This window comes from Streptomyces termitum (assembly GCF_014650175.1).
GTDB classification, from domain to species: domain Bacteria; phylum Actinomycetota; class Actinomycetes; order Streptomycetales; family Streptomycetaceae; genus Streptomyces; species Streptomyces termitum.
The window spans coordinates 482,894-495,834 of record NZ_BMUL01000003.1 but is presented as its reverse complement, the minus strand read 5'-3'; the positions used below and the strand labels follow the sequence as shown (position 1 = coordinate 495,834).

12 protein-coding genes are annotated in these 12,941 nt (G+C 73.2%); 1 reads left to right on the top strand and 11 read right to left on the bottom strand.

Annotation, left to right across the window (positions count from 1 at the left end):
• Positions 1-2: 2 nt before the first annotated feature.
• From IE219_RS08375 to IE219_RS08325, 11 genes are all read right to left on the bottom strand, one after another.
• Positions 3-248 carry a hypothetical protein gene (locus IE219_RS08375; RefSeq protein WP_189975920.1) on the bottom strand — a complete coding sequence of 82 codons (246 nt, stop codon included), beginning with the start codon at positions 246-248 and terminating at the stop codon, positions 3-5.
• Positions 245-1,738 (bottom strand): Asp-tRNA(Asn)/Glu-tRNA(Gln) amidotransferase subunit GatA, encoded by a 1,494-nt coding sequence (gene gatA / locus IE219_RS08370; RefSeq protein WP_189975919.1) that lies wholly within the window; start codon positions 1,736-1,738, stop codon positions 245-247. Before gatA ends, IE219_RS08375 begins: the two co-directional genes overlap by 4 nt.
• Positions 1,739-1,740: 2 nt before the next feature.
• Positions 1,741-2,037: an Asp-tRNA(Asn)/Glu-tRNA(Gln) amidotransferase subunit GatC gene (gatC, locus tag IE219_RS08365; protein ID WP_189975918.1), complete on the bottom strand. Its 297-nt coding sequence runs from the start codon at positions 2,035-2,037 to the stop codon at positions 1,741-1,743.
• A gap of 131 nt (positions 2,038-2,168) precedes the next feature.
• Entirely contained in the window at positions 2,169-4,280 is a 2,112-nt protein-coding gene (locus IE219_RS08360) for a putative bifunctional diguanylate cyclase/phosphodiesterase (protein WP_189975917.1), read from the bottom strand.
• Positions 4,281-4,606: 326 nt separating this feature from the next.
• The gene (gene ligA / locus IE219_RS08355) at positions 4,607-6,808 is read right to left on the bottom strand and encodes an NAD-dependent DNA ligase LigA (protein WP_189975916.1); all 2,202 of its coding nucleotides are present in this window, start codon (positions 6,806-6,808) and stop codon (positions 4,607-4,609) included.
• 33 nt (positions 6,809-6,841) lie between these two features.
• The gene (locus tag IE219_RS08350) at positions 6,842-7,840 is read right to left on the bottom strand and encodes a methionine synthase (protein ID WP_189975915.1); all 999 of its coding nucleotides are present in this window, start codon (positions 7,838-7,840) and stop codon (positions 6,842-6,844) included.
• Positions 7,841-7,850: 10 nt separating this feature from the next.
• The gene (locus IE219_RS08345) at positions 7,851-8,540 is read right to left on the bottom strand and encodes an SDR family oxidoreductase (RefSeq protein WP_189975914.1); all 690 of its coding nucleotides are present in this window, start codon (positions 8,538-8,540) and stop codon (positions 7,851-7,853) included.
• A gap of 23 nt (positions 8,541-8,563) precedes the next feature.
• Positions 8,564-9,031, bottom strand: coding sequence for a hypothetical protein (locus IE219_RS08340; RefSeq protein ID WP_189975913.1), 468 nt, complete (start codon positions 9,029-9,031; stop codon positions 8,564-8,566).
• A gap of 101 nt (positions 9,032-9,132) precedes the next feature.
• Complete coding sequence (locus tag IE219_RS08335; RefSeq protein WP_189975912.1) at positions 9,133-10,926, bottom strand: alpha/beta hydrolase; 1,794 nt, start codon at positions 10,924-10,926, stop codon at positions 9,133-9,135.
• Positions 10,923-11,366 carry a hypothetical protein gene (locus tag IE219_RS08330; RefSeq protein WP_189975911.1) on the bottom strand — a complete coding sequence of 148 codons (444 nt, stop codon included), beginning with the start codon at positions 11,364-11,366 and terminating at the stop codon, positions 10,923-10,925. The genes IE219_RS08335 and IE219_RS08330 overlap by 4 nt, the downstream gene beginning before the upstream one ends.
• 101 nt (positions 11,367-11,467) lie before the next feature.
• Entirely contained in the window at positions 11,468-12,001 is a 534-nt protein-coding gene (locus IE219_RS08325; RefSeq protein WP_189975910.1) for an LOG family protein, read from the bottom strand.
• A 132-nt stretch (positions 12,002-12,133) separates the two neighbouring features.
• On the opposite strand from IE219_RS08325, the gene IE219_RS08320 reads away from it, so the two are divergent.
• On the top strand, positions 12,134-12,913 hold the full coding sequence (locus tag IE219_RS08320; protein WP_189975909.1) for an alpha/beta fold hydrolase: 780 nt from the start codon (positions 12,134-12,136) through the stop codon (positions 12,911-12,913).
• Positions 12,914-12,941 lie beyond the last annotated feature (28 nt).

Sequence of the window (12,941 nt, the reverse complement as noted above, 5' to 3'; positions counted from 1 at the left end):
TCTCAGCCCAGCAGGACGTCGTCGTCGCCGAGGCGCTTCAGCTCGCGGTACAGGATCGCGAGGCCGGTGACGATGGCGGCGGCGGACACGACGGCGTCGACGAGCTTCAGCGTGTCGTGCTCGGCACGGGCCTTCTTGATCTGCTTCGTCACGGCGACGGCGCCGAACGCGGTGGTGCCCATGGACAGGTACGTGCCGGTCCTGGACTTCTTGAAGCCCTTGGCCTTCTGCAGTGCACTGGTACTCACAGCGACGGAGCCTCCTCGATCAGCGGGTGACCCCACTTTTCCACGAAGGCGGCCTCGACGGCGGCACCGACCTTGTAGAGCCGGTCGTCCTGCATGGCGGGGGCGATGATCTGCAGCCCGACCGGGAGGCCGTCCTCCGGCGCCAGGCCGCAGGGCAGCGACATGGCGGCGTTGCCGGCCAGGTTGGTCGGGATGGTGCACAGGTCCGCGAGGTACATCGCCATCGGGTCGTCGGCGCGCTCGCCGATCGGGAAGGCGGTGGTCGGCGTCGTCGGGGAGACGATCACGTCGACCTGCTCGAAGGCGTTCTCGAACTCGCGGGTGATGAGGGTGCGGACCTTCTGGGCCGAGCCGAACCACGCGTCGTAGTAGCCGGAGCTCAGCGCGTAGGTGCCGAGGATGATGCGGCGCTTCACCTCGGGGCCGAAGCCGGCCTCGCGGGTCAGGGCGGTGACGTCCTCGGCGGAGCGGGTGCCGTCGTCGCCGGCGCGCAGGCCGTAGCGCAGGCCGTCGAAGCGGGCCAGGTTGGACGAGCACTCGGACGGCGCGATCAGGTAGTACGCCGACAGGGCCAGGTCGAAGGTCGGGCAGTCCAGCTCGACGATCTCGGCGCCCAGCTCCTTCAGCAGCTCGACGGACTCGTCGAAGCGCTGCATGACGCCGGCCTGGTAGCCCTCGCCGCGGAACTGCTTGACGACGCCGACCCGCATCCCGGCCACCGAGCCGTTGCGCGCGGCCTCGACCACGGGCGGGACCGGCAGGTCGATCGAGGTGGAGTCGAGCGGGTCGTGGCCGGCGATCGCCTCGTGCAGCAGGGCCGCGTCCAGGACCGTGCGGGCACAGGGGCCGCCCTGGTCGAGGGAGGAGGAGAAGGCCACCATGCCGTAGCGGGAGACCGCGCCGTAGGTGGGCTTGACGCCGACGGTGCCGGTAACGGCGGCGGGCTGGCGGATGGAGCCGCCGGTGTCCGTGCCGATGGCCAGCGGGGCCTGGTAGGCCGCGAGCGCCGCCGAGGAGCCGCCGCCGGAGCCGCCGGGGATCCGGGTCAGGTCCCAGGGGTTGCCGGTGGGGCCGTAGGCGCTGTTCTCGGTGGAGGAGCCCATGGCGAACTCGTCCATGTTGGTCTTGCCGAGGATGACGACGTCGGCGGCCTTGAGGCGCTTGACCAGCGTCGCGTCGTACGGCGGGATCCAGCCCTCCAGCATCTTCGAGCCGACCGTGGTGGGCACGCCCCGGGTCGTGAAGATGTCCTTGAGGGCGAGCGGGACGCCGGCCAGCGGGCCGAGCTTCTCGCCTCGGGCGCGCTTCTCGTCGACGGCGCGGGCCTGCGCGAGCGCGCCCTCGCGGTCGACGTGCAGGAAGGCGTGGACCTTCTCGTCCACGGCGTCGATGCGGGCCAGGTGGGCCTCGGTCACCTCGACCGCGGTGAGGTCGCCGGAGGCGATCCGCGCGGCGATCTCGGCGGCGGTGAGCTTGATGATGTCCGTCATGGTCAGTCCTCCCCCAGGATCTGCGGCACCTTGAAACGCTGCTGTTCCTGTGCGGGGGCGCCGGAGAGCGCCTGCTCGGGGGTGAGCGACGGACGGACCTCGTCCGCGCGCATGACGTTCGTCAGCGGCAGCGGGTGGGAGGTCGGCGGGACGTCCTGCTCGGCGACCTCGGAGACGCGGGCTACCGCACCGATGATGTCGTCGAGCTGACCGGCGAAGTGGTCGAGTTCCTCGTCGGCGAGTTCCAGACGCGCCAGCCGAGCGAGGTGTGCGACCTCCTCGCGCGTGATGCCAGGCATGCAGCGATCCTCTGGGGTGAGTCTGATGGTGTGGGCCCAATCCTATGGGGACCGGGCCGCTGCCCGTGAAACGGCCGCCCCGGAAAGGCCCGGAGCGGACCCCGGGCGGGCCCCGGAGGGCCCGTCCGGGGTCACTGCACGACGTGTCCGGGGGTCTGTCCGAGGCCGAGGGCGGGGGTGGTCCCGGCGGTCCGGCGCCAGCCGTGCTCGCCGCGGGCGAGCAGCCAGGCGGTGGTCTCGGCGGGCGGCATGGCGGCCGAGACCAGCCAGCCCTGGACGGCGTCGCAGCCCAGGTCGCGCAGCCGTTCCCAGGTCTCGTCGTCCTCGACGCCCTCGGCGACGACGAGCAGGCCGAGGGAGTGGGCGAGGTCCACGGTGCAGCGGACGATCTCGGCGTCCTCGGTGTCCACGGCGAGCCGGGCCACGAAGGAGCGGTCGATCTTCAGTTCGCTGACGGGGAGCCGGCGCAGGTGGACGAGGGAGGAGTAGCCGGTGCCGAAGTCGTCGAGGGACATCTTGACGCCGTGGCCGGTGAGGCCGTTCAGGGTGTCGGCGGCGCGCTGGGGGTCCTCCAGGAGGACGTGCTCCGTTATCTCCAGCTGGAGGGAGCCGGCCGGGACGCCGTGGCGGGCGAGCCGGGCGGCGACGGCGCCGGCGAAGCCGGGGGTGTGGACGTCGCGCGGCGAGACGTTGACGGCGACCGGGACCTCCAGGCCCTGGGCGCGCCAGCGGGCGACCTGGGCGAGGGCGGTCTCCAGGACGTACTCGGTGAGGTGCGGCATCAGGCCGGAGGTCTCGGCGATGGCGATGAACTCGTCCGGCGGAACCTTTCCGCGCTCCGGGTGGACCCAGCGGACGAGCGCTTCGAGACCGGCGACCTGCCCGTCGAAGCGGACCTTGGGCTGGTAGTGGAGCTCGACCTCGCCGGAGTCGAGGGCGCGGCGCAGGTCGCCGAGGAGGCCGAGCCGGTCGGGGGTGTTGGAGTCCCGCTTGGACTCGTACACCTCGACGCCGGTGCGGTCCCGCTTGGCCTGGTACATGGCGACGTCGGCGCGGCGCAGCAGGCCCTCGGCGTCGGCGGCGTGCTCGGGGAAGACGGCGACGCCCGCGCTGGCCTCCAGGACGAGGGTGAGTCCGTCGAGGTCGAGCGGGGAGGAGAGTTCGGCGACGAGGTGGCGGGCGACCCGCTGGGCGCTGGTGGTGGAGTCGGCGGCGGGCAGCAGGACGGCGAACTCGTCGCCGCCGAGCCGGGCGGCCTCGGCGCCGCGCGGGAGGGCGAGCCGGAGCCGTTCGGCGACCTGGAGGAGGAGCCGGTCGCCGGCGAGGTGGCCGAGGGTGTCGTTGACCGCGCGGAAGCGGTCCAGGTCGATGAGGACGAGGGCGGTGCGGACCCGCTCGCCCTCGGCGTCCTCCAGGGCGGTCCAGGTGCGCTCCAGGAGCCACTGGCGGTTGGGGAGGCCGGTGAGCGGGTCGCGGAGCTGCTCCTCGGCCCGCGCGCGGGCGATCCAGAGGGTGGAGTCGAGGGCGATCAGGGGGATCGCGAAGAGCGGCAGGAGGACCGGGAAGGCGGCGGCGACGACGCAGATCAGCGGGGCGATGCCGAGGAGGGCGACGGCGACGAGGCCCTGGCGGAGGAGGGCGGTGCGGGCGACGGTGGGCAGGCCGCGGCCGGGCGGGGAGAGCGTGTACCACAGCAGGAGCCGGGTCGCGAGGAGGTAGACCGCGGCGGCGAGCACGATCTCCGGGACGTCGGCGATCCGCCAGTCGAGGGGGTGCCAGGGCTGGTGGACGGTGGGGGCGTCGCCGAAGAGGGCGAGGACGAGGGCGGCGGCGGCGACGCCGAGGATGTCGGCGGAGCCGTGCAGCAGGCCCTGCCGCCAGCGGTGCCGGCGGGCGGCGCTGACCAGGACGACGACGGTGAGCGAGACGAGCCCGGCGGGCACCCAGCCGTACAGCAGGAGGACGGCGAGGGTGAGGGCGGCGCCGGAGCCGGTGCCGCCCCACCAGCGCTCGCGGCCGAGGGCGACGAGGTGGCCGACGATGAGTCCGGTGAGCAGGGCGAGGGACCAGCCCGTCACGCCGCCGGGGAAGAGCGGGAGGCCGGTGCCCAGGGCCCGTTGGAGCGCGGTGACGAGCACGGCGGCGGCGGTGCCCACCACGGCGGCCGGCAGGCCGGTGAAGCCCCCGGGGAGCACCCGGCCGCGTGGCCGTGGCACCGGGGCTGCACTCTCGGTCGGTTCCATTCCCGTCCCTCTCGCAGGCGGCGGTGCCGTCGCTGTCCGATGGGCCGCGGCGAGGCGGCCGTGGTGGCGTCCGGCCGTCCGTCGTGCGCCCCGCCGGCGGAAAGGGGCGGGGACGCAGGGCGCCGGGCCGTTCGTCCGGGCGCACGGCCGCGCAGAGCCCTCGCGCGGCTGTGCGGGACGGGACGCACGGTCACCAGACTAGGCCGCCGAGGGCCCCGGCGGGCAGCGCTCTCCCTCTCTTGCCCGAATGCGGCCGGGCCACCCGTCACGATCTGGTATGCGTCGAACGGGTGAGCCGCGGGGGGCCGTACGAGGGTGGCGGGAGCCTACTCCTCGATCGGCTGTGCGGCCTCCCGGGCGGCCTCGGGCCCCTGTTCGAGCAGGATCATGAAGCCTTCCTCGTCGAGAACCGGAACCTTCGCCTGCATCGCCTTGTCGTACTTGGATCCCGGGTTCTCCCCGACGACGACGAAGGAGGTCTTCTTCGAAACGGAACCGGTGACCTTGGCTCCGCGGCTCTGGAGGGATTCTTTTGCGCCATCCCGGGTGAACTGCTCCAGGGTGCCGGTGACGACGACCGTGAGCCCCTCCAGGGGGCGCGGGCCCTCGTCCTCCCCGGCGCCCTCGTCCTCCAGGACGACGCCGGCGGCGCGCCACTTCCGCACGATCTCGCGGTGCCATTCCTCGGTGAACCACTGCTTCACGGCGGCGGCGATGATCCCGCCGACGCCGTCGACGGCGGCCAGCTCCTCCTCGGTGGCCTGCTCGATCCGCTCCAGGGAGCGGAACTCGCGGGCGAGCGCCTCGGCGGCGACGGGGCCGACGTGGCGGATGGAGAGCCCGTTGAGGAAGCGGGCCAGCGGGCGGGTCTTCGCCGCCGCGATGTTCTCCAGCATGGCGAGGGCGTTCTTCTTCGGCTCGCCCTTCTGGTTGGCGAAGACGGTGACGATCTTCTCCTCGCCGGTCTTCGGGTCCCGCTTGGGCAGTCCGCTGTCCGGGTCGAGGACGTACGCCTTGATCGGCAGCAGCCGCTCGATGGTGAGGTCGAAGAGGTCGCCCTCGTCGGTGAGCGGCGGCTCGGCCGGCTCCAGGGGCTGGGTGAGGGCGGCGGCGGCCACCGCGCCGAAGTTCTCGATGTCCAGGCACTGGCGGCCGGCGAGGAAGAACAGCCGCTCGCGCAGCTGGGCCGGGCAGCTCCGGGCGTTCGGACAGCGGAGGTCGATGTCGCCCTCCTTCATCGGCTTCAGCGCCGTGCCGCACTCGGGGCACTCGGCCGGCATCACGAACTCCCGCTCGGTGCCGTCCCGCAGGTCGACGACCGGGCCGAGGATCTCGGGGATGACGTCGCCGGCCTTGCGGAGCACGACGGTGTCGCCGATGAGGACGCCCTTGGCCTTGACCACCTCCTGGTTGTGGAGGGTGGCGAACTCGACCTCGGAGCCGGCCACGGTGACCGGCTCGACCTGGGCGTAGGGGGTGACGCGGCCGGTGCGGCCGACGCCGACCTTGATGTCGACCAGCTTGGTGTTGACCTCCTCCGGGGCATACTTCCAGGCGATGGCCCAGCGCGGGGCGCGCGCGGTGGAGCCGAGCCGGCCCTGGAGGGGGATCTCGTCGAGCTTGACGACGACGCCGTCGATCTCGTGCTCGACGGAGTGGCGGTTCTCGCCGTAGTGCGCGATGAAGTCCCGTACGCCGTCGAGGGAGTCGACCACCCGGTTGTGCCCGGAGGTGGGCAGGCCCCACGCGTGCAGCAGCGCGTACGCCTCCGAGAGGCGGCCGATCTCGAAGCCCTGGCGGGCGCCGATGCCGTGGACGACCATGTGGAGCGGCCGGCTCGCGGTGACCTTGGGGTCCTTCTGGCGCAGCGAACCCGCCGCCGCGTTGCGCGGGTTGGCGAAGGGCTTGTCGCCGGCCTCCACCAGGCGGGCGTTGAGCGCCTCGAAGTCCTCCATCGGGAAGTAGACCTCGCCGCGGATCTCGACCAGCTCCGGGATCCGGTCGCCCTTCAGGCGCTCGGGGATGTCGGCGATCGTCCGCACGTTGGGCGTGATGTCCTCGCCGGTGCGGCCGTCGCCCCGGGTGGCGGCCCGGGTGAGCCGCCCGTGCTCGTACGTCAGGTTGACGGCGAGGCCGTCCACCTTCAGCTCGCACAGGAGGTGGTAGTCGGGGGTGCCGACGTCCCGCGCGACCCGCTCGGCCCAGGCGGCCAGCTCCTCCTCGTCGAAGGCGTTGTCCAGGGACAGCATCCGCTCGTGGTGCTCGACGGCGGTGAACTCGGTCTCGTACTGCCCCGCCACCTTCTGGGTCGGCGAGTCGGGCGTGCGCAGCTCCGGGTGCTCCTCCTCCAGCGCCTCCAGGGCGCGCAGGAGCCGGTCGAACTCCGCGTCGCTGACGACCGGCTGGTCCTTCACGTAGTACCGGAAGCGGTGCTCCTCGACCTGCTCGGCCAGCTCGGCGTGCTTCTCCCGCGCCTCCGCGGGCAGGCCCTCCGGCCCGTCGGGCAGGGCCCCCTGTTCGACTGCCACCTTCGTCCGTCCTCCCGTACCTTCAGAACCCGGTCACTCTGGGTTGTCCGCGAGCGATCTCGCCGCCCGGACGCAGTGGGCGAGCGCCGCCCGCGCGTAGGCGGGCGAGGCGCCCGCGAGACCGCACGCCGGGGTGATGACCACGGACTCGGCGAGAGTCCCCGGATTCAGCCCCAGCCGCCGCCACAGCGTCCTGACACCCATGACGCTACCGCCCGGGTCCGACAATGCGGTGTCGGTGGACGGCACCACACCGGCGAAGAGGGTCGTCCCGGCCTCCACCGCCTCCCCGATCGGCTCCTCGTCACGGTCGGTGAGGAGACCGAAGTCGAACGAGATCCCGGCCGCACCGGCCCGGCGGAGCAGGGCGAACGGCACGCCGGGGGCGCAGGAATGGACCGTGACCGGACCGTCGTGGACGCCGATCACGTCCCGCAGGGCGGCCTCCACGACCTGCCGGTCGACGGCCCGGTGGGTGCGGTAGCCGCTGGCCGTGCGGATCTGGCCGAGGAGGACGGCGGTGAGGGAGGGCTCGTCGAGCTGGAGCACGATCCGGGCGCCGGGGACCCGCTTGGCGATCTCCGCGAGGTGCCCGCGCAGGCCCTCGGCGAGCGAGGCCGCCAGGTCTCGGCAGGCCCCCGGGTCGCCCAGGGCGGCCTCGCCGCCGCGCAGTTCGAGGGCGGCGGCGAGCGTCCACGGCCCGACCGCCTGGACCTTGAGCGGTCCCTCGTAGCCCTGGGTGAACTCCTCCAGGGCGTCCAGGTCCTCGCCGAGCCAGGAGCGGGCGCGCCGGGTGTCGCGGCCGGGCCGGTCGCTGATCCGCCAGCCGCTGGGCTCCACGTGCGCGTACAGGTCGACGAGCATCCCCAGGGTGCGGCCGATCATGTCGGCGCCGGGTCCCCGGGCGGGCAGCTCGGCGAGGAAGGGGAAGTCCTCGAAGCTGCCGGTGACCGTCTTGGCGGCCTCCCGGGCGTCGCCGCCGGGCAGGGAACCGACGCCGGTGGCCGGTCCCCACGGCTTGGTCTCGCTCATGTCTCCGCCCCTACCGTCCCGGCCGGACCGTCAGGTCGTTGACCTCGGCGTCGCGCGGCAGGTCGAGCGCCATCACGATCGTGGTGGCCACGGACTCGGGGTCGATCCACCGCGCCGCGTCGTACTCCTTGCCCTCCTGCTGGTGCACCTTGGCCTGCATGGGGCCGGCGGTGCGGCCGGGGTAGACGGTGGTGACCCGGACCCCGTTGGCGTGCTCCTCGTGGCGCAGGGAGTCCGCGAGGGCCTTGAGGCCGTGCTTGGAGGCGGCGTACGCGCTCCACTGGGCGTGCGCGTTGAGCCCGGCGCCGGAGTTCACGAAGAGGACGTGGCCCTGGGAGACGCGGAGCTGGGGCAGGAAGTGGCGGGTCAGCTCGGCGGGGGCGATCAGGTTGACGTTCAGCTGGTGGTGCCACGTCTTGGGGGTGAGCTCGCCGACCGTGCCGAGGTCCACGACACCGGCGACGTGCAGCAGCGAGTCCACCCGGTCGGGCAGGCTCTGGTGGGAGAAGGCCCAGGAGAGCCGGTCCGGGTCCGCGAGGTCCCCGACCAGGGTCCGGGCGCCGGGGAACTCGACTGCCAGCTCCTTGGCGCGGCCCGCGTCGCGCGCGTGCAGCACGAGTTCGTCCCCGCGCGCGTGCAACCGCCGCGCGACGGCCGCGCCGATGCCGGAACCGGCCCCGGTGATCACATGAGTAGCCATGCCCCCATGCTCCCACCTGCGCCTCAGGAGGAGGCGGGGGCGGGTGCGGTGGCGGACCAGAAGTCGGAGTGGACGTGGGGGGTGGGGATCTCGCCGTAGGGGTAGGCGGGGCCGTTGGGCTTGGAGGCGGGGTCGGCTACGTCGGATTCCTCGACGCACGGAGTGTCGATCGTAAAGACCGCCTGCCCCTTGTACTTGACGCTCAAAGAAACCTGGAATCCGTCGGACGTCTTGGCGAAGATGGCCGGCATCTCCCTGCTGGCATTCACACCGAAGATCTCGTAGCCGCTTCTCTTCCAGTGACGCTCGATAACGCCCAGGAAGTTGCCCCGCCGTTCCTCGGAGATGATCGTCATCACCTTCCGCCGCCGCGTGACCGTACAGCTTCCGCTGGTCCAGGTGTGGTGCGCCCACTGGACCTCCGGTACGACGGCCTTCAACGTCCCGTCCAGAATGGCGTCCGCGCGGTCCGCCGCCTCTTGCATGTTCATGTCTGCCGTGGCTCCTTCACCGGTGAGAGTTCCGCACCCCGCAAGCGTCGCGCCGCTCAGGATCAGCGGAAGAGCGACCCGGGCCACGCGTCGTGATCGATTCATCGGTGCTCCTCCGTGGTGATCTCTCCGGACTTCCCACCGACGATCAGGGCGATGTTCTCCGCGGACTCCCGGTCGAGTTTCGGCGTGAAGTACTGGGAGTGGGCATCGAAGCCACCCCTCTCCCGGATCATCTCCGGCCCGTCGTCGACCTTGAAACGGCGGGCGTCGAACGCCCCGCTCGCCGGATCCTTGCCGAAGTACACGTCGTCGTCACCGACGTCGAAGAGGTCGCGGGCGACCAGAACGCCCGCCGGCCCTCCCGAGAAGAAGCCCATGGCTGCCTCGTCCTTGCTTGGCAGGTGGGTGACCGGGTCGTTGTCGGCGGCGCCGACGAAGACGTGGTCCTTGCCGACTCCGAGTTCCTCAGCCCTCTGCGCGTCCACTCCGGGGCTGCCGAGCAGGATGATGTCATCGGCCCCCGGAATGCCGCCGGGCCGCTGGGCAGCGGTGCCCACGGTGAGCGAACCGTAGGAGTGGCCGATCGCCGTCAGGTGGGGATCCGCGTTCTGGTTGGTCGCGGAAAGGCCCGCCATGAACTCGTTGTAGGCCGGGGCGCCCCGCTGGGCGTCGCCCCTCGCAATGACGTCCACGAGCTGCGGAGCGTCGTACCCGAGCCAGATGATCGAGGCGCTGGAGGGGTCCACGTCACGGGCTCCGATGGCCGTGTCCTCCGCTCGTTTCATCGTGTCCTTCACGAACTCCTCGTCGAGCTTCGTCCCCAGCCCCGGCACATACGCCGACACGTTCCTGGACGCGTCCGGGTCGCCGTACGAGATGATCGCGCGGCCGTTGCCCTCGGTGCCGATGCCGAGGAGGTACATCGGCGGGTTGCTCGGCTCGCTCAACTTGTCCTGAATCATGCGCAGGGCCGTCAACTTCGTGCGCGCGTCGTCGTCGTCGCGGCGGGAGAGTTCGTCGATGAGGAGCGGGAGGCGGGTGCGGTTGGCCTCGTCGCGGACCGCCGCCGGGATGCCGTCGAGGCCGCCGATCAGGTCGGGGGCGATCTCCAGGTACTCCCGGCGCTGTTCGTCCGTGAGGCCGTCCCACCAGCGCCTGCGGTCGGCGGGGCTCGCGTCCCGGGGGACGGTGGCGTCGAGGTACCGGTCGGCCGCCGTCCGGACGCCCGCGGTGTCGGCGCGGACGTCCCTGAGGGTGGCCTCGGTGACGTCGAGGCCCCGCTCTGCCTTGAGGGCGGCGAGGGCCCTGGCGTAGCGGGTGTCGATCTCGGTGGCGGAGCGGAGGGCGCGGGCGATGCGGTCCGCCACCTCCTGGGCCCGTGCCTGCCCGGGGTTGGGCGGGGCGAAGCCCGGGAAGTCCGCCGGGGGAGCGCCGAGGGGCCGGGGGTCGAGGGGGAGGAGGACGGTGCCCCGGACGGTGCCCCCGGGGGCGTTCCTCGTGGTGCCGGTGAGGTCGGTGACCTCGGCGGCGGGGTAGCCGACGGAGCCGTCGTCGTGGATGGTGAGTCCGTGGGCGGCGGCGTCCACGAGGGCGTCGCGCAGGCGGCGCCGGGGTTCCGCGAGTTCGGCGGCGAGGCCGTTGAGCGTGGTGCGGACGAGGCCGCATTCGCCGTGCAGGTACTGGAAGTTGCGGCTGAGGCGGCGGAGCCGGTGGAGGGCCGCCTCGGCGGCTTCGCCCTCCTGCGTCTCGCGGAGCTTCGCGGTCATGGCCCGGTCGACGCGGGTCCGGTCGGCGTCGGCGCGGTTCGAGACGCGGTGCCAGGCGTCGCCCGCCTCGGTGAGTTCGGAGGTGCCGAGGTCGCGCAGCCGCTGCCAGGTGAGGCCGCCGCTCACCGCCGCTCCCCCGGCCCGGCAGCGAGCGAGGCCCGCACGTCGATCGGGGCCCGCGCGTCGGCGGGGGCCTTCGCGTCAGCGGGAGTCTTCGTGTCGATCGAGGCGAGGGCGCTCCTGACTGAGGTGTCGGTCTCCCCCAGTTCCCGTGCGACCGCGAGCAACGCCCCCTGGAGCGCCTCGCATTCGTCGCGTACGGCTCCGAGGCGGGCCTCCCAGGAGCGGCGGACGACGGTGAGTTCGGCGAGCGCGGCGAGCCCTGCGGCGCCCGTCTCCACGCCCTCGTGGCCGGGGCCGAGGGCGGCGCGGCCGGCCTCGGTGCTGGTGCGCAGGGCGCCCGCCGTGCGGGAGGCGCCCGTCCAGGGGCCGTCGCCGTGCCGGAGGCGGCCGGAGGCTCCGGCCCCCTCCCCCGCGGCTTCCTTCCAGCACTGCGCGACACCCATGACCCCACCACTCCCCGTGACCGAAAGTACGACTTCCGTCACGGTAAGCGAGCGGGATCATGGCGTGCTTCGTCACGCAGCGTGATCCGGCCACCGCCGGGTCAGCGGAGGGCGGACTCCAGGTAGGACAGCGCCTCCGCCCCGTCCTCGGCGAAGAAGGCCAGGTCGGCGAGGGGGCGGGGGAGGAAGCCCTCGTCCTCCATGCGCTGGAACTGGACCTTGAGGCCGTCGTAGAAACCGGCGGTGTTGAGGAGGACGACGGGCTTGGTGTGCTTGCCGTGCTTCTTGAGCTCCAGGATCTCGGTGGCCTCGTCGAGGGTGCCGGTGCCGCCGACCATGACGACGATCGCGTCGGACTTGGCGAGGAGGAGCGCCTTCCGCTCGGCGAGGTCCCCGGCGATGGTCATCTCGTCGGCGTTCGGGCGGGCCTTGGCGGCGAGGAAGTCGACGGAGACGCCGACGAGGCGGCCGCCGGCCTCCTGCACGCCGTCGGCGACGACCTTCATCAGGCCGGTGTCGGAGCCGCCCCAGACGAGGGTGTGGCCGGCCTTGCCGAGGAGGCCGGCGAACTCGCGGGCGGGGGCGGTGTAGCGCTCGGAGAGGTCGGCGGCGGAGAGGAAGACGCAGATGTTCATGGCCTCACGGTAGGCCACCCCCGGGCGGCCCCGGAAACTTTTTATCCGCCCCTGACCTGCGTCTTTAGGTTTCTTCAAGGAATTCTCGCGCCGCGCCGATGAGTTCCGGCGGGGCGGTCGGTCTGCCCTGCCATGGACGAGGTGAAGACCAGGGCGCGCGGACTCGGGGGCCGGGTCGTGTCGCGCGACGGAACGACGATCGCGTACGAGCGGTACGGGGCGGGGGACGCGGCCGGGCCCGCGGTGGTGCTGGTGAGCGGGGCGCTGCGGACGGCCGCCGCCGAGGTGCCGCTGGCCCGGCTGCTGGCGCGGCGCTTCCCGGTGTTCGTGTACGACCGGCGGGGACGCGGCGGGAGCGGCGACACGGGGCCGTACGCGGTGGAGCGGGAGTTCGAGGACCTGGCGGCGGTGCTGGCGGCCGCCGGGCCCGGGGCGGCCGTGCACGGCGCCGGGACGGGGGGCGCGCTGGCGCTGGCCGCCGCGGCGGCGGGGGTGCCGGTGGGCGCGGTGTCGGTGTTCGAGCCGCCGTACGCGGCGGAGGCGGCGGCCCGGCGGCGCCGGGTCGCGGAGCTGCTGGGGCGGGGGGAGCGGGAGGCGGCGCTGGGCCTGTTCCTGGCGGACGCCCCGCTGCCCGTACCGGGGGAGGCGGCGGACGCGCGCACGCTCGCGTACGACTGCGCGGTGGTGGGCGACGGGGTGCCGCCCGAGGTGCACGCGCGCGTGCTGGTGGTCGACGGGGGCGCCAGCCCGGCGCCGGTCCGGCGGGCGGCGCGGGCGCTGTCGGTCTTCCTGCCCCGGGCCCGGCACCGCACCCTGACGGGCCAGACGCACGAGGTGGCCCCGCACGTGCTGGCGCCGGTGCTGGCGGAGTTCGTGACGGAGGCGGCGGAGGCGGCGGAGGACGTGGCCTGAGCCGCGCCCCCTTCGCTCCCCCGCCCCC